This is a genomic window from Fictibacillus sp. EA-CB0309 (assembly GCF_055814265.1).
This window is the reverse complement of record NZ_CP169271.1, coordinates 3,341,225-3,357,985: the sequence shown is the minus strand read 5'-3', so window position 1 is coordinate 3,357,985 and position 16,761 is coordinate 3,341,225. Positions and strand designations below refer to the sequence as shown.

General features: G+C 39.8%; 16 protein-coding genes and 1 pseudogene. 11 read left to right on the top strand and 6 right to left on the bottom strand.

The window, feature by feature from the left end; all coding sequences use genetic code 11:
- Positions 1–66 precede the first annotated feature (66 nt).
- The 8 genes from ACEWFH_RS18795 to ACEWFH_RS18760 all read left to right on the top strand — a co-directional run bounded on the left by ACEWFH_RS18795 (position 67) and on the right by ACEWFH_RS18760 (position 10,155).
- The gene (locus ACEWFH_RS18795) at positions 67–903 is read left to right on the top strand and encodes an aldo/keto reductase (protein WP_473725240.1); all 837 of its coding nucleotides are present in this window, start codon (positions 67–69) and stop codon (positions 901–903) included.
- 328 nt (positions 904–1,231) lie between these two features.
- Entirely contained in the window at positions 1,232–2,179 is a 948-nt protein-coding gene (locus ACEWFH_RS18790) for a ring-cleaving dioxygenase (protein WP_473725239.1), read from the top strand.
- Positions 2,179–2,790, top strand: coding sequence for an alpha/beta hydrolase (locus ACEWFH_RS18785; protein WP_473725238.1), 612 nt, complete (start codon positions 2,179–2,181; stop codon positions 2,788–2,790). Before ACEWFH_RS18790 ends, ACEWFH_RS18785 begins: the two co-directional genes overlap by 1 nt.
- Before the next feature lie 27 nt (positions 2,791–2,817).
- Positions 2,818–3,429 carry a flavin reductase family protein gene (locus ACEWFH_RS18780; RefSeq protein ID WP_473725237.1) on the top strand — a complete coding sequence of 204 codons (612 nt, stop codon included), beginning with the start codon at positions 2,818–2,820 and terminating at the stop codon, positions 3,427–3,429.
- Positions 3,430–4,010: 581 nt separating this feature from the next.
- A complete protein-coding gene (locus ACEWFH_RS18775) occupies positions 4,011–8,342 on the top strand; it encodes a S8 family serine peptidase (RefSeq protein ID WP_473725236.1) in 4,332 nt (1,443 codons plus the stop codon).
- A gap of 165 nt (positions 8,343–8,507) precedes the next feature.
- Complete coding sequence (desA, locus tag ACEWFH_RS18770) at positions 8,508–9,530, top strand: Delta(5) desaturase DesA (RefSeq protein ID WP_473725235.1); 1,023 nt, start codon at positions 8,508–8,510, stop codon at positions 9,528–9,530.
- Between the two features lie 138 nt (positions 9,531–9,668).
- The gene (locus ACEWFH_RS18765) at positions 9,669–9,806 is read left to right on the top strand and encodes a hypothetical protein (protein ID WP_473725234.1); all 138 of its coding nucleotides are present in this window, start codon (positions 9,669–9,671) and stop codon (positions 9,804–9,806) included.
- Positions 9,807–9,912: 106 nt separating this feature from the next.
- Complete coding sequence (locus ACEWFH_RS18760) at positions 9,913–10,155, top strand: hypothetical protein (protein ID WP_473725233.1); 243 nt, start codon at positions 9,913–9,915, stop codon at positions 10,153–10,155.
- 49 nt (positions 10,156–10,204) lie between these two features.
- On the opposite strand, the gene ACEWFH_RS18755 is transcribed toward ACEWFH_RS18760, so the two are convergent.
- On the bottom strand, positions 10,205–10,429 hold the full coding sequence (locus ACEWFH_RS18755) for an XRE family transcriptional regulator (protein WP_473725232.1): 225 nt from the start codon (positions 10,427–10,429) through the stop codon (positions 10,205–10,207).
- Between the two features lie 281 nt (positions 10,430–10,710).
- Between ACEWFH_RS18755 and ACEWFH_RS18750 the strand changes: the two genes are divergently transcribed.
- Positions 10,711–11,106 (top strand): MarR family winged helix-turn-helix transcriptional regulator, encoded by a 396-nt coding sequence (locus ACEWFH_RS18750; protein ID WP_473725231.1) that lies wholly within the window; start codon positions 10,711–10,713, stop codon positions 11,104–11,106.
- A 370-nt stretch (positions 11,107–11,476) separates the two neighbouring features.
- A complete protein-coding gene (locus ACEWFH_RS18745) occupies positions 11,477–11,689 on the top strand; it encodes a hypothetical protein (protein ID WP_473725230.1) in 213 nt (70 codons plus the stop codon).
- A gap of 32 nt (positions 11,690–11,721) precedes the next feature.
- Here the strand turns inward: ACEWFH_RS18745 and ACEWFH_RS18740 are convergent, their stop codons facing one another.
- The 3 genes from ACEWFH_RS18740 to ACEWFH_RS18730 form a co-directional block, all read right to left on the bottom strand.
- A complete protein-coding gene (locus ACEWFH_RS18740) occupies positions 11,722–11,844 on the bottom strand; it encodes a hypothetical protein (RefSeq protein WP_473725229.1) in 123 nt (40 codons plus the stop codon).
- 392 nt (positions 11,845–12,236) lie between these two features.
- Positions 12,237–13,016 carry a methyltransferase domain-containing protein gene (locus ACEWFH_RS18735; protein WP_473725228.1) on the bottom strand — a complete coding sequence of 260 codons (780 nt, stop codon included), beginning with the start codon at positions 13,014–13,016 and terminating at the stop codon, positions 12,237–12,239.
- Positions 13,017–13,312: 296 nt separating this feature from the next.
- A complete protein-coding gene (locus ACEWFH_RS18730; protein ID WP_473725227.1) occupies positions 13,313–13,924 on the bottom strand; it encodes an FkbM family methyltransferase in 612 nt (203 codons plus the stop codon).
- 223 nt (positions 13,925–14,147) lie between these two features.
- On the opposite strand from ACEWFH_RS18730, the gene ACEWFH_RS18725 reads away from it, so the two are divergent.
- Positions 14,148–14,849 (top strand): vanadium-dependent haloperoxidase, encoded by a 702-nt coding sequence (locus ACEWFH_RS18725; RefSeq protein ID WP_473725226.1) that lies wholly within the window; start codon positions 14,148–14,150, stop codon positions 14,847–14,849.
- Between the two features lie 27 nt (positions 14,850–14,876).
- Here ACEWFH_RS18725 and ACEWFH_RS18720 read toward each other — a convergent pair.
- A pseudogene (locus ACEWFH_RS18720) lies at positions 14,877–15,733 on the bottom strand (TIGR03943 family putative permease subunit).
- 14 nt (positions 15,734–15,747) lie between these two features.
- Positions 15,748–16,659: a permease gene (locus ACEWFH_RS18715; protein WP_473725225.1), complete on the bottom strand. Its 912-nt coding sequence runs from the start codon at positions 16,657–16,659 to the stop codon at positions 15,748–15,750.
- Positions 16,660–16,761: the final 102 nt, after the last annotated feature.

The window sequence follows — 16,761 nt, the reverse complement described above, 5'->3', positions numbered from 1 at the left end:
AGCAGAATGTGACAATATCTTTTTAGGAAACAAAATTCATTTTGAAAATGGGAGGCTATTAAACAGATGACAGCTATCAAATCATTGCAAGATACGACTGTACTGAACAATGGAGTTAAGATGCCATGGTTCGGACTTGGTGTATTCAAAGTGGAAGAGGGACAAGAAGTAATCGATTCTGTTAAATGGGCGATTGAAGCAGGATATAAAAGTATCGATACAGCCGCTATCTATAAAAACGAAGAAGGTGTTGGACAAGCTATCAAAGAAGCGAGAGTTCCTCGCGAAGAATTGTTCATCACAACAAAAGTATGGAACGCTGATCAAGGCTATGAGTCAACATTGGCAGCATTTGAAAGCAGTATGGAAAAGCTAGGTCTTGAATATCTTGATCTTTATTTGGTTCACTGGCCTGTGAAAGGCAAGTATAAAGAAACGTGGCGTGCTCTTGAGCAGCTATATAAAGATGGAAAAGTAAAAGCGATTGGCGTATCTAACTTCCAAGTTCACCATCTAGAAGATATCTTAGCGGATTGTGAGATCAAACCAATGGTCAACCAAGTAGAGTACCATCCGCGTTTGGCACAAAAAGAGCTTCTATTATTCTGTAAAGACAACGGCATTCAAATGGAAGCATGGAGCCCGCTTATGCAGGGTGAGCTGCTAGATGAGCCTGCATTAGTAGAGCTAGCAGAAAAACACGGAAAATCTGTGGCTCAGATCATCCTTCGCTGGGATGTTCAAAATGGTGTTGTAACGATTCCTAAATCAGTCAAACAGCACCGCATCGTTGAAAATGCTGATATCTTTGATTTTGAGTTATCACTTGAAGATATGGCCAAGATCGATGCTTTAAATGAAGACCGCCGCATCGGTCCTGACCCAGATAACTTCGACTTCTAAAAAGGGGTCTGACCCCAAACAAATACAACAATTCACTTTTTGTCCACGTGGAATACACATATTCCACGTGGATTTTTTTATGTCTTTCATCTTATAGAATGTTTACAAATTTGCTGCATACTTGGTTATCGTTACAATCTTCCACATATGGGGAAAGGCTAAGTAAAGAGTGAATCGTACATAATGAGAAGGACTTATTTTGCTGCATACCCACTATTGAAACTGCAATTTTTTACAAACAAATATAGTTACTTGACAAAAGTAAGTATTATCTCATATACTAAACTTACAAAAAATAAGTAATAAAGTATGAAGGGATGTTTAAGAAATGACGATGCAAACAGATGGAATTCATCACATTACAGCGATTGTTGGCAGTCCACAGGAGAATGTTGATTTTTATGCGGGTGTACTAGGGTTAAGATTAGTTAAGAAGACGGTTAACTTTGATGACCCCGGAACATATCATCTTTATTTTGGAGATGAAGGGGGCAGCCCTGGAACGATCATGACGTTCTTTCCTTGGCCAGATGCTTATAGAGGAAGAGTAGGTTCCGGACAGGTGGGTACGACTTCCTTTGTGGTACCAGAGAGTTCGCTTTCTTTTTGGGAAGAAAGACTTTTAAAGTTCTCTATTGAATATAAGAAAACCGTCCGCTTTGATGAAGAGTATTTGGAGTTTCTTGATCCGCACGGTTTACGTCTAGAGATTGTAGCAAGACAAGAAGGAAAGAAGAGCGAATGGTCGTTTGGAGCGATCACTTCAGAGCATGCTATTAAAGGTTTTGGCGGTGCTGTAATGCTTTCTGCTGCACCTCAGCAAACAGAAAAAGTGCTTATGGACGTAATGGGGCTTCAAAAAGTCGGGCAAGACGGTGATTACATCAGGTTTAAAGCGAAAGGTGATATTGGGAATGTGATCGATATTAAGCTTGCTCCAGAAGCAAGAGGAGTGAGCGGAGTTGGAACGGTCCATCATATCGCATGGCGAGCTAGCTCTTTTGAACAACATGAATTATGGCAGCAACATGTGAAACAGAATGATTTTCAAGTCACAGAAATTATTGACCGACAATATTTCAATGCCATCTATTTTCGTGAAGAAGGCGGCATTCTCTTTGAAATTGCAACAGATCCACCAGGATTCACACGTGACGAACCAGAAGAGGATCTTGGTAAAGGGTTGCTGCTCCCACCATGGCTTGAGCCTCACCGAAATCAGATAGAAAGCCACCTGCAACCAGCAGAAGCAAGGATTTTAAAGGAGGACAAATAATGAAACACTTGTTTAAGAAGGGGACAGATACAACTAAACCGGTGCTGCTTTTATTACATGGCACAGGAGGAAATGAAGAAGATCTTCTATCATTGGCGGAAATGATCTCACCCGAATCTTCTGTTCTCAGTGTACGAGGAAATGTATCTGAAAATGGCATGCCCCGGTTTTTCCGCCGATTGGCAGAAGGGGTATTTGATGAGGAAGATTTGATTTTCCGCACGAAAGAGCTTCATGATTTTATTAATGAAGCAGCCCAAAAGTATGACTTTGATCGGGATCAAGTGGTTGCTGTTGGATATTCGAACGGCGCCAATATTGCAGGGAGCCTGCTCTTCCATTATAAAAACTCTTTAAAAGGAGCTATTCTCCATCACCCGATGGTTCCGAGACGAGGAATCACATTACCTGATCTAAATGGACTTCCTGTATTTATTGGTGCAGGAAAAAATGATCCAATATGTCCGCCAGAAGAAACGGAAGAATTGGAGAAATTACTTTCAAATGCAGGTGCTAACGTACATGTGAAATGGGAGAACATGGGGCATCAGCTTTCAAGAGCTGAGGTAGAAGAAGCTGCCGAATGGTTTCATAAACATTTAATACCTTAAAATTTTTGGTGAAGCAGGTGATCCTTCATGAAATCGATTGATCCTCAAAACTTATCAGTAAAAGAAAATTATAAGTTTCTAACAGGGGGTATTATTCCAAGACCTATCGCATTTGTCAGCACACTATCTAAAGAGGGTGTGCTAAATGCAGCTCCCTTCAGCTATTTTAACGCGCTAACGTCCAATCCTCCGTTAATCGCCATATCAATCGGCAGGAAAGACGGAGTGCAAAAGGATACTTCACGAAATGCAGAAACAACAGGTGAATTCGTAGTCCATATCCCAGATGAAACCTACATTGAGGCAGTGAATCAAACCGCAGCAAACCTTGGGCCTGATGAAAGTGAAGTCGAACTTGCGAATCTAACAACAGTTGATTCGGTAAAAGTTAAAGTTCCCGGAATTGCTGAATCCAGCATTCGAATGGAATGCGTGGTTGAGCAGATTATCCCTCTAGGAGGTACGCCTGATCAGCCAGCTACAGATTTGCTTATCGGAAAAGTTGTTCATTACCATATTGCTGATGACCTGTATCATGATGGAAGAATTGACGCTGAAAAACTTCGGCCTGTTGGAAGACTGGCAGGTTCGAACTATGTGAAGTTAGGTGAAAGATTTTCGTTAGAACGGCCAGAATAAGAATTTTTTTCTCCCTCTTACATGTAAGAGGGAGTTTTTTTGTCAAAAAACGACATTTCATAAAATGATACAGAATTTAGTTGTTTCACCCTACAACATTTGGATACTACGTTTACATCTTTTTTAGGCCAATGTATTCCTTTTTCCGACAAGGAACAGAAATCATGAATAGGGCGTTTGATGGATTCCACATACTTAAAGAAGATTTTGGAAATTAACCAGAAGAATTATCGTGATTCTAAGGGACTGTGTTCCCATTTTTATTAGGTTAATTATTAAATTACAAAAATAAGTAGATTTGTCCTAAGTCAGAAGTTCGCCTTTCTTACAAAAACGTAACAGCTTAAGAAAATGAGTCTTCAATAGTCACAAAATAATATCCCAAGTATCATACAAAGGGTTTATTTTCCAATTACTAGTACTTTCCGCGACAAATTATTACATTATCTTACAGTTGATATCCGTTAATCTTTATATAACAACAAAGAATTACTATATTTTCAAAAAAATACAGGAGGTGTGACAGGATTCTTAAGAGTTGGATCTGCCAAAACAAAAAAGATTAGGGAGGGAAAATTAACATGAGTAAAAAACGAAGAAAAGTACGTTGGCTTTCCGTATTTTTAGTTTTTTTAATGATTGTTCCAATGTTGTTCCCGTCTCAAGTTAATGCCGCAACAAAAGGAAAAGCTTCTACGTCAGCAAAAGAGGCCGCACTAGCAGGTACAAAAAGCAAGGTTTCCAAAAAAGTAAAAGAGCAGTTTGATAAAAAAGATAAAGTTTCATTCCTTATTAAGTTTAAAGAGCAAGTGGATACCACAGCAGTAGCCAAAAAAGCAGATAAAGAAGCAAAGTCTCAAAAGCTATCTGCAAAACAATCTAAACTTATGAAACGTTCCACGGTTGTTTCCACACTTCGCGCTACGGCGCTTGAAACACAGCAGCACACTAAAAAATACTTAGAAAAACAAGAAAAAGCAGGCAAGGCAGAAAAGATTCAATCCTTTTATGTTGTAAACGGAATGGCCGTTACAGCAACAAAGGAAGTCATGGAAGACATTGCTGCTTTTCCTGAAGTCGAAAAAGTTCTCCCAAATGAAACAAGACAACTCATTCAGCCTGTAAGTTCAGTAAAGATTCCAGAGAAACCAAAAGCAGACTTGCAAGTTGAATCAAAAAATAATATAGCATCTATAGAATGGAATATCGATCGTGTCGGTGCACCTGCCGTTTGGGATATGGGAATCGATGGATCAGGAACAGTTGTTGCGTCCATTGATACTGGTGTTCAATGGAATCATCCAGCATTAAAAGAAAAATATCGCGGTTACAATCCTCAAAATCCAAATTCTCCAGATCATCAATATAACTGGTTTGACGCAGTTGGTGGACAATCAGCGCCATATGATGATCATGGACATGGAACGCACGTTACTGGAACAATGGTTGGTTCAGAACCGAATGGTGCCAATCAGATCGGTGTTGCACCAGGTGCAAAATTCATTGCCGTTAAAGCATTCTCTCCATCAGGTGGGACAGATGCGGATCTGCTTGAAGCCGGTGAGTGGATTTTAGCTCCAAAAGACGCACAAGGAAATCCACATCCAGAAAAAGCACCAGACGTTGTTAATAACTCATGGGGTGGCGGCCGCGGACTTGATGAATGGTACAGACCGATGGTAACGGCTTGGCGTGCAGCTGAAATCTTTCCAGAGTTCTCTGCTGGAAACACAACAATGACTAATCCTGGTGGACCTGGATCAGTAGCAAATCCAGCAAACTACCCTGAATCTTTTGCAACTGGAGCGACAGACATAAATAACAGTCTCGCTAGTTTCTCTCTTCAAGGACCTTCACCATACAATCAAACAAAACCTGAAATATCTGCACCAGGAGTAAATATTCGATCTTCAGTTCCGGGAAGTGCTTATGAAGGCGGATGGAACGGAACATCGATGGCGGGTCCACACGTATCAGCTGTTGTAGCGCTGCTTAAGCAAGCAGATGCTAGTTTAACAGTTGAAGAGTTAGAAGAGATTTTATTAACATCAGCAACACCTCTAACAGACTCAACCTTCCCTCAATCACCTAACAATGGTTACGGTCACGGACTCGTAAATGCTTTTACAGCCGTATCTTCTGTTGTAACCGGGCTTGGAAGAATTGAAGGAACAGTTACAAAAGAAGGGGAAGATTCTGAAGGACCAGCTATTACTCATGAAGCTCCTTCCGAGTCTTACAAAGAGATGCCGTTAAATCTGGCCGCAGACGTATCTGACAACATTAGTGTCACTTCTGTTTCATTAAGCTACCAAAACGCAGATGGAAGTTGGACGGATGTAGCAGCAGAACGTACAGGTGGAGACTACAAGTCTGGTACGTACACGGCTTCAATCCCAGGCTCAGCGTTAACAGGCGATTCAATCGTATACAAATGGACAGCAATCGATTTTGGAGGCAATAACGTTTCAACGGACAATTATACTGTAACACTTCTGCCAGGAATTTCGGCTGGGTACAATGAAGATTTTGAAGGTACTCCAACAGGCTGGACTTCCTTTGGAGCAAACAATAGCTGGCAGCATGGTGTACCAACAAGCGGACCAGGCGCAGCATTCTCTGGTCAAAAAGTTTATGCTACTAACCTGGCAGGAAACTATGTGAACAGCGCTAACATGACACTCGTTATGCCTCCAGTAGATCTACCTGAAGGAAACACATACCTTCAGTTCAAACAGTGGCATGATTTAGAGCGTAACTATGACTACGGACATGTATTTGTCTCTACCGATATGGAAAACTGGACGCAAAAACTACGCGTCAACTCCACTTCTGGAGGTTGGATAGACGGTGAGGTAAATCTAAGTGAATATGCAGGGCAGCGTATCTATGTGGCGTTCAACGTAACGTCTGACAGTTCTGTTGTAAAAGCAGGATGGTATTTAGATGATGTGAAACTGCATGATCAGCCTTTAGTGCCAGCAGTTGCAGCTGCACCGGCACTTGAGCCATCCACTTCTGATCAAGCAAAGCCAAAGGTAGATCCGGCGAAGATTATCCCGGAAAAACCATCAGCATCAAAAGAACCTTCAAAAGATGAAGGAGCTCCAATGGCGCTTCCAATGAGTGCTGAAGTAAGTGTTCTTGAAACGGGACGATCTGTTTATACGAATCCTCAAGACGGATCTTACGGCTTAACGCATGCTGCAGGAACATATACTGTTCAAGCTGAAGCTTATGGATTCCGTTCAGCTTCTCAAACAATTAATCTAGAAGCAGATGGAACAGCAAGAGCTAATTTTACATTAGAAGAGATTCCTAGAGGTACACTTTCAGGTACGATTACAAATGAAGTAACGGGTGAGCCAGTTGCAGGAGCTACCGTAATGCTCATGGAAGATGCGGCAATCGCACCGGTTCAAACGAATGAAGACGGTTCATATGAAATCAATGCGTACGAAGGGGAGTACACACTGAAAGTTCTGGCACCTTCCTATTACGGACAAGAACTTTCTGTTACGATTTCAGGTGGAGAAACAACAGAACAAAACATTGAGTTAAAACCTTTCATCGGATATCCAGGCGAGATCGGCTATGACGATGGTACAGCTGAAAATGCTCGCGCATGGAACGCAGCAGGAAACGCGTGGGCCGTTAAGATGTCTCTAGCGGCTGGAAATGAAAAAGCTGCTGTAACAGGCGGATTGTTCCGATTCTGGGATACGGAATGGCCAGTACCAGGCGGAACAGCATTCCAAGTAGCTGTGTATGACGCAAGCGGACCAGATGGAACGCCAGGCAACAAGCTTGCAGGGCCATTTGATGCTACAGCACTTCGTAACGGTGAATGGACACATGTTGATTTAAGTCAGCATGGAATTATGGTAGAAGGTGATTTCTACATGGTCTACATTCAAACGTTTGCGAATCCTAACACACCAGGGCTTGCAACTGATGAGAGTGGAACATGGTCTGGCCGAAGCTATCAGAGCTTAAGCGGGGCATGGTCACAGTCACCAGAAGATGAAGGAAACTACATGATTCGTGCAACAGTAAATTATGAAGTAACTGCACCAGTCATCACTTCTCCTGCAGATGGATCGTTTACAAACGTTGAGAACGTTACGGTATCCGGTACAGCTGCTCCAACGACAACAGTTGATATTTACAATAATGGAGATAAAGTAGCGAGTGCTGAGACAACGGATGAAGGGACTTTCTCAAGTACTATAACGCTTGAAGATGGTGCCAACACGCTTACAGCGAAGGCAGTTACAGAGCAAGGTTCGACTGATGAATCAGCTCCAGTAACCGTTACACTCGATCAAACAAAACCTAAATTGAGCATTACTGCACCAGCGGATGGTTTGAAAACGAATCGTGAAGCTGTAACAGTAACGGGTAAAGCAGATGAAGCCAACCTCGATTGGGTAAAAGTAAACGGTCAAAAAGCTAAAGTGGATGCAGAAGGAAACTTTAGCCACCGTATGCTTTTAAATGAAGGCGAAAATATAATAAAGGTGGTAGCTCTTGATAAGGCAGGTAATCGTCAAGCGAAGACCGTTAAAGTTTATGCCAAATTTGAAGCTCCTGTTATTACAAACTTAAAGCCTGATACTGACAAAGAGCTGAAGAGCGGAGAGTCTGTAAAAATTGAGTTCGACAGTGAGCCTGGATTGGATACGGTGTTTGTAATCCATATGCCTCTCACAAATGCAGGCGGATTGGCAAACGCAACAGAACTGCCGATGCGTGAAACGTCAGAAGGTCATTATGAAGGCTATTACACAGCTACTTCTAACATGAAGGCGGCTGGAGCTGTAGTAGAAGTAATCGCATCAGATGACTATGGCAATAAAACAACAGAGAGAGCAGCAGGTAAACTTTATATCAACGAGAAAAAGAAAAAGTAAGAAATAAAAAAGATTTAAACCGGTCCTGTTTTAAAAGGGACCGGTTTTTTGTGTGATTTTAGTACCAAGTCATATAATAAGTTCCTAATTCGACAAATATAGAGGATGCTAAATACATAATATGTGTTAAGATGATTAAGATGTGACATAAAGGAGACTGATTCAATGAGCGAACATTCGAAGTATGACATTCGAGAATGGAAGAAAAAACTAGCGCCGTTTGAGCGCCCGCGTATTTCAGCAAGTGTTTGGCAGTTAATTAATTCAGTAGGACCATTCATTATCTTATGGGTTCTTGCTTACTTGAGTTTAAATATATCTTTTTGGTTAACACTTCTTTGTGCAGTTCCAGCAGCAGGTTTCTTAGTTCGAACATTTATCATTTTTCATGATTGCACACACTATTCCTTTTTCAAAAGCCGTAAAGCCAATCAAATCGTAGGCATATTCACAGGTCTATTCACATTTTGTTCCTATGAACAATGGAAGAATAGCCATGCTACACACCATGCTACAAACGGAAACTTAGAGAAGCGCGGTGTTGGTGATGTTTGGACGATGACATTGCAAGAATATGCAGATGCTTCTTGGTTTAAGAGATTGCAATATCGAACATATCGAAATCCGATTGTACTCTTCTTAATCGGACCATTGTATATTTTCTTGATTGATTACCGTTTTAATGCGAAAAATGCTTCTAAAAAAGAAAAAGTGCACGTATGGTTAACGAATGTTGCCTTAGTAACAATTGTATTAATTGTTGGATTTGCCATCGGCTGGAAAGCATTTTTATTAGTAGAGCTGCCGATTTTCTACATCGCAACATTTTCAGGAGTATGGCTGTTTTACGTACAGCATCAGTTTGAAGATGGTTACTTTGAACATAACGAAAAGTGGAACTATGTAGAAGCGGCTTTAAAAGGTAGTTCTTTCTACAAGCTTCCAAAAGTTTTGCAGTGGTTTACAGGAAACATCGGATTCCACCATGTACATCACTTGAACTCTCGAGTGCCAAATTATCATTTGGAGAAAGCGCATAAAAGCGATCCTCGACTTCAAGATGTACCAACCCTTACTCTTCTAACTAGCTTAAAATCTTTAACGTTTAAGCTTTGGGATGAACAGTCTAAGAAGTTTATTGGCAACCGCGACATTCGTAATTTTATTCGGAAAAATAAAGCAGCATAAATAATTGTTAGTCACTCAACACTGTGTTTCGTTATTGAACACGGTGAAGGGTGGCTTTTTTAATTATAGGCACCATTTGCCCGCTACCCTTCATATACTAAACACATGCCGACTCCCTAAGAAAAGAGGAGGATGAAAATGAAGTTGAACGTACAATATATTCCACTGGATAAGATTAAACCGAATCTTACCATTAAGATAACAGAACATGTAAAGAAGCTTAGAAATAGAATGTGGGACTGCATGTATATGCTTGTTGTAAAAAAGAAAAAATAATGATTTCAGCATTATTTGTGGGAATGACCGTTATGAGTTTTTAACGAAACACACAAAAAATAAATACGCACTATGTATCATAGATGAGCACTCAAATGAAACAGGGGTGAAGTACTGGTTCGACGGCTTATTTCGTGCTGAACAAAAGAAAGCGGGAAAAGGATGGGTTCGCGAAAATATGAGTAACAACTCCATTTCAATCATTCGTGCTTTTATAAAAGAGGATACAAGATTTAAAGAACTTTCTCATTTTCAGCGATTAAAAGTGATTCTGTTAGCAGTAAATTATAAAAATACAGTGATTCAATGCATGAAATCGAAAGTAGGGGACTTGCTTAAAACACGCTAAGCATAGAAAAAACAAGCACCCCAGGTTTATAAGGGGGGCTTGTTCTCATTTACATATCCCATAAATCACTAACTTTAGTAGTAGGATCGATTCTTTTTACAGCATATAAAATTTTGCGGATGGCAATCATTCTTGGATTTTTATTAGGATTCGATGCTAATTCTTCTATTGTTTTTCGTTCGATACCAGTCGTTCGAGTTAACCAGTCAGTATCTTTATTATGCTGTTCGAGCCAAATGCCTAGTTTACTGCGTTTCTGCTCCACTTTGTACATACAGTGATACCCCCAACTCAAATTCCTTTTTCTCTATAATTCTTTGTTACCCTATCGAGGAAGTAATAAAACCTAGGAAGTAATACTATAACGAGACTTTTGTACTAAAAATGATAAGTTTGGTAGTAAAATAACAGTTTTACATCCATTCATTAGTAAGTTCCTTAGTAAAAAAATACTAAAGAATTTCTATTGAAACGACGGTATATAATTATTTCAATTTTTAGATATATCCCTTATAGTGAAAAAAGGTGGTGTTTTTGTTGGAGGATGTTAGGAGTTTGTTGCAAAGTTTAAGCAGAAAATATGATCGTTTACAGAAAAACAGCTGCCGTATGGTTGAAGCTGATTTAACACTCGCACATAGTCATATCTTATATGAAATAAATAAACACGCTCAGCTGTCTATGCAGGAAACTGCAGAAATTCTCGGAGTTGATTTAACGACTTTCAGCAGACAAATACAAACTCTGATCAAAGCAGGGCTTGTTAAAAAGGCTCAAAATCCTAAGGATAAAAGAATATATTTGCTAACCTTAACAGAAAAAGGAGTGCAGACGGCATTAGATATAGACACGATGATAAACAAACGTTTAACTGAAAGTATTTCGCAGCTTTCAGATTTTGAACGAGATACGATTCTGCATTCATTGAAAATCTTAAGCAAGGTGATGTAACGAAGTGGGGAATGCGAAAAAAGCCTTCATGTATTTGGTTTTTACATAGTAAGTTGAAACAGCCAGGAGCGAAAATTAACTGCTTTCTTCAGCAACAAAGTAAAAATTGCGTTTTTTCTAAAGGCTGTTTTCTATAATTTTGTTGCTTCCAAATCCTTTTTTCTTCTTTGAACAGTTGGTTGGAGCGTCACGGTGCGTGCCAACCACTTGAAAAGCTTCTCGCAAGGCATGCGACGAGGAAGCTTACTTCGATAGTATTAACTTGTAGACGCAGGAGCAAGTATACTCTCCTTAGGCGGGCAGTCGGAAAAGTGGAAGTGGCTCGGTCAGACCCGACAAGCAAAAGGTGAATGGGCTAGGAAGGCGCACTTTGCTCATCACGGACCGTTTAACTTTTGACCTCGAGGGGCTAGCCACTACAACTAGGAAGGTGAGACACTTAAGAGTGAAACGTTACGAATGTGGCTCAACGCCTGCCCCGCGGAAAGCGAAGCAACCTGGAGCGGAAATCAACCACTTTCAAGAGCAACATAGTAAAAATAAGAAAGAGTACCTGAGAAACCAGATACTCTTGATTAAATGAGAAATTATATAATGGCAGTTTATTTATCTTTTTTAATGTTTTTCTTTCCTGACTGAAAGAAGAAAATGGACAAGCAGCTGTTGAAGATGCTGATCTTGTATATTTTTCTTTGTGAAATGACGTTTCACTAGATGACGGATGATCACTTCACTCATTTTCTTTTCCTCCCTTCTTGCTTTTCCCCATAATTCTCCTTCAATCGATAAATATCCTCTAAAATGTCGAAACAATAGTACTGCTTTCCTAGAATTCACTTCAATCTTTGTAAAACGGTACATTTGAAAGGGGCAGACAAGTAGTATAAATTTGCACAAAGTATATGTTCCAATATTCAATCATGACATCGCAACAATGGGCGGGTTACAGCAATACTTAAAGAAGGCGGAATTGTGGAAGGCATAGAAATAACCAGCGAGGACCTTTTAGGCTGACGCTGGTTATTATTTTTGCGATTCTTGTTGCTCATGAAGTAATTGATATCCGTTCCAGGATGCTATCTGTCCGCGAAGCGTGCGGTGAGCTTCTCATAGAAAACTATTAACTAGCCCTATTTTTTCCTTGCTAAAAACAACGCTACAGCATGTTTTTTCGTGATCTGATCGCCGTTCTGCTGAATGACCTTCTCAATTCCTTGATAAAGTAAATTCTTTTGATGTGGAGGAAGTACCTGATGTCCGGAATGCGTGTTTAAGAGTCCGATATAATCTTCTGTGGAATAAGCTTGATCCCAGGTATATGTATGGACTTTTAAATCATGAAATTCTCCTGATTGTAGTGTGAGATCACTGCGCTCTTCTATAAATTCTTCTATGGATGGAACATTGCGTTCATCTAGATGCGGAGCATGCTTTTCGTACACTTCTCTTATAGATTGATAGACTGCTTCGTCTGACGCAACATGAACGAACCAAAAGAGAGCAAGTACCTCGTCTTCAGTTAAAAGAGATGCGACTTTACGATAGCCTTTCTCATGAGGAATAAAGTGAAATGCCGTTCCGGAAAAAACGAGATTAAATTTCTTGTTGTCTGGATTGTTCCATTCTTCAAAACCAGAGTGAATAACTTGAAGATCACGATAATTAGAGAATTTGTTCCGAGTCAGTTCTGCTAGATTTTCTCCAAATTCAATGCAAGTGATGTTCGTGTAACCACTGTTTAAGAAACCCTCAGTGGCCTTTCCCGTTCCGCTTCCGATCTCCAACAGTGTGTCATTCAAATCTAAGTTCGAGTAAGAAATAATATCTTTGAACAGTTCAGTCGGATAAACAGGACGGAATTGTTCATAAGAATCGGCGACAAAGTTAAACGATTGTTTAAGAGAAGTCATCAACAACAGCTCCTTTTGTTTTAAGGAAAATGATACCAAAATTCAGGCCCAGTGAATAGAGGACATTAATCATACATAAAAAAGGCATGCAACTAAGCAATACCTATTTCCATTATTTTTTGTGAAATTCTTCTGTTGTAAAAAGTAATTCGATTGGATCGTCATGAATGAATAGTGTTTTTAGTAGATTAGCTCTATCGATTCTCTGACTAGAAGAATCATAGATATAGTTATACATGTCTAAGCTTCTAACAAGCCTTTTAACACTTTTCTCATAATCCTTTTTCAAGGCTTCTTCAGATGAAGAAGGACATTTTTTTCAGGTAGCTTTTTAAAAATTCAGGGTGGAGTGATAAGTAGAGGGGAGGCTTGTACCGTTTTAAGTACTTTCGCATTGCCGGAACGAGTAAATACTCTCCGCCTTCAATATCAACTTTTATGAGCGATAAATCTGTAATTCCATAATCAGATAGAAGTTCTTTAAGCGTACAAACAGAAACTGAGTGGAAATCCTCCGATAATGTACGAATTAAACTAGAACTAGAATCGCCGAAACGGGTTCTTTTATATAGCTTCATCGTTCCAGATTTAAAAGACAAAGCTTTATTTATAGCCATCATTTTTTGTTCGATCTCTGAATTCATCTTAATATTTTTGAGCAATTCAGCATAGGCAACCGGATCTGGCTCTATACAAAATGTTTGTTTCGCTTTATTTGCTGCGTAAAGTGCAGTGGGACCAATCCAGGCACCGATATCCAAATAATTTCGGTCTGGATGTAAGTAATGATCCAAAACTTGAAACGTGAAATCTTCCCAGTGATTAGGGAAAACGGCGTTCCAAAAAGAAGCGAATTGTTCATCGTCGGACACGATAAAGGAAACATCATTTTTTTCAACGTTTTTCAAAATCGTTCACCAACTTCCATTTAAAAAAGCTGGCAGCAAGCGGTTATGGCTTGGCCAACTATACATCATTATATGAATGCATAAAACAGAAGGTACCGTGAATCTCTTGAAATCAGCGTTTTAAGATAAAAATGTTTGTTTAACTACTTAAAATATACCTATAGTTCTAAAGTTTTTGTCCAGCTTCATAAAATGAGGTGATAAAAAGTGTTAGGGGGCAAAAATGAGAAATTATTTGAGATGGTCTGAAATTCCATACCCAGGTGAGTCTTATCCCCCAACTCCAGTAACTCCTGAAGCAGGATCATGGCCGATGTTTTTTATTACGAGAAAAGGGCAAGAATTTTTTGACCCATTCAGGAACCCAATCACATGGAGAATTAAAGATCCTAATACGGTTGATTGGGAAAGTGAACTTTATCTTGTAAAACAAGTGCTCCAGCAAATAACGCCTGAACAGATCAGGATTGCACAAGTTTGGGCAACAGGTGAGGTAAATAAGCAGACCATGCCCATTGTATATAATATGATGGGAAATTACGGTCTTGCCTCGACGAAAGCGGCTAGATTTTTAGCCTTCTATCAAGCTGCCATTAACGATGCATTTGTGATCACGTGGTACTTTAAATATCTTTGGGATGTTGCAAGACCTTGTCAATACGATCGAAATTTAAAAACGGTATTGTTCACACCTCGGTTTCCGGGCTATCCTTCTGCTCATGCGGTTATGGCTGGGTGTTCGGAGGTAATTTTAAGCTACTATTTTCCACAGGAAACGTATCGCATCCACCAGTTGATGGAAGAGTGTGCAATGTCGAGATTATATGCAGGCGTTCACTTTAAAGTTGATAATGATGAGGGTCTGTCATTGGGAAGGCAGCTTGGCGAGATTGTTGTCCAGTTAATCAGATCACAAAATATATAAAAAAACCGGACGCTGATGGTCCGGTTTTTAATATCCTCTAAATACATATTCTTCTTTTGGTTTCTTGATCTCTTTCCAACTCTTCACTTTCACATAAGGAATATCCGCTTTAAATGGTTGATAATATTGGGTTTCAATGGTCCCGTCGACTTCAATCCACTTATCGTTTGGAAACGAGGTGCCTTCGGGAAACTCCACCATCATGCCGAATACTCCAGAATCTGCTATACAGTGAATGATGCCGAAACGAAGGAGAAACAATTCATTTTTTTACTCTTAGATTGATCTTCAGCATTATACGTAAACCCTGTAAATTGTACTTTCTTATCAAGGAAGATACCTGGTTTGTAATAGATGCTTTCCATGCCTTTTAAGTAATTCTTGTCGTTTAATACGACTGTATCGCCTTTTGTAAACGGCTTAAGTTCTTGATCCATGATCGTGTTATAACTTTCCTTGCCATAATACACACTCGTATCAGGTTTTAAAAATTGATGCTCTCCAAAGTCACCTTCATTTTCAAGGCCTTTAAAGTGGAATCCCTTTGTTTTTACGGTCTCGGAATCTAGAGAAGCAATAGGAAAAAACAGACCTGATATAATCGGAAAAATGAGTATGCTGTTTACTGTTATATTTTTTAGACGTGAAGGTTTCTTGTGATGGTTATGCCCGCAATCGGGAGTGCAAGAGTCATCATGTTCATGCTCGCTGTCTTCACTTTTTCCATAGATGTAGAACTGAACGAGTGTTAGAAAACCTAGAATAAATATCGCCGAAAAAGAAATATACGAATATTTCATGTTGATGTATTTGCTAATCTCACCAGTCGCATGCAAGTGCATGAACAAAAAAGTGAAGCCGATGAGTATCAGGATCCGTATCAAAGAAAAGCACCTCCTTAAATAAATAATGAACCGAGCAGCACAAGGACCGTAATATAGCCGATCAGACTTAAAACGAATTTCTTCTTAAAAGCAGCTAGCATCATCAGCACGTTCTTAATATCGAGCATCGGTCCATACACAAGGAACGCAACGATCGATCCAAGCGTAAAGGTGCTTTGGAAAGAAGAGGCGATGAACGCGTCGGCTTCTGAACAGAGTGAGAGCACAAAAGCTAATCCCATCATTACAAGAGATGAGGAAACCTCACCTTGTCCAATTTCAAGTAATGTTGAAGTCTTCACGTACGTTTGCATACTTGCGGCAATTAACGCACCGATAACAAGGTACTTACCCACTGAGAAAAATTCTTCCACTGCATGTACAAACGTCCCTTTAATCTTATTGTAAAAAGAGATTTTAGGTGCTGAAACAGTTGCAGCTGTTTCCATGCTGCCTGGTGAATTTGTAATTACACCAATCTCATTTTTCAGCACTTTTGCATTTTTAAACTGAACAGCTAATAAGATACCTACAAGTATCGCTACGATCATGGCAAGACCGCCTCGATAAATCATGACATCCCACTGATTGCCGAATGCGACAAAAGTAGAAAATAACACAACAGGATTGATGATCGGTCCTGTCAGCATAAAAGGGATGGCAGCAAAAGCAGGAACTCCCTTAGCGATTAACCTTCTCGTGATCGGAACGATACCGCATTCACAAGCGGGGAAGATCGCTCCTAAGAAAGCACCAAACAAGATCGCGGCCACTTTGTTTTTAGGCATGATCCGTGCCACCATTTCTTCTGTAACAAACATCTGAATAACACCAGCAATGAGCACACCGATCAGAACGAACGGAAGTGCTTCAATGAGGATGCTAATAAATACGGTATTCATCTGTAAAAAAGATTTGTCAAGCATCCAAGAATTCCTCCAAACGAATCAACGATTAATAAACTAATTATCAGCATAAAATATAAATTTTGTTAAGTAAAATTCCACATCACATTAACCTCACTATAA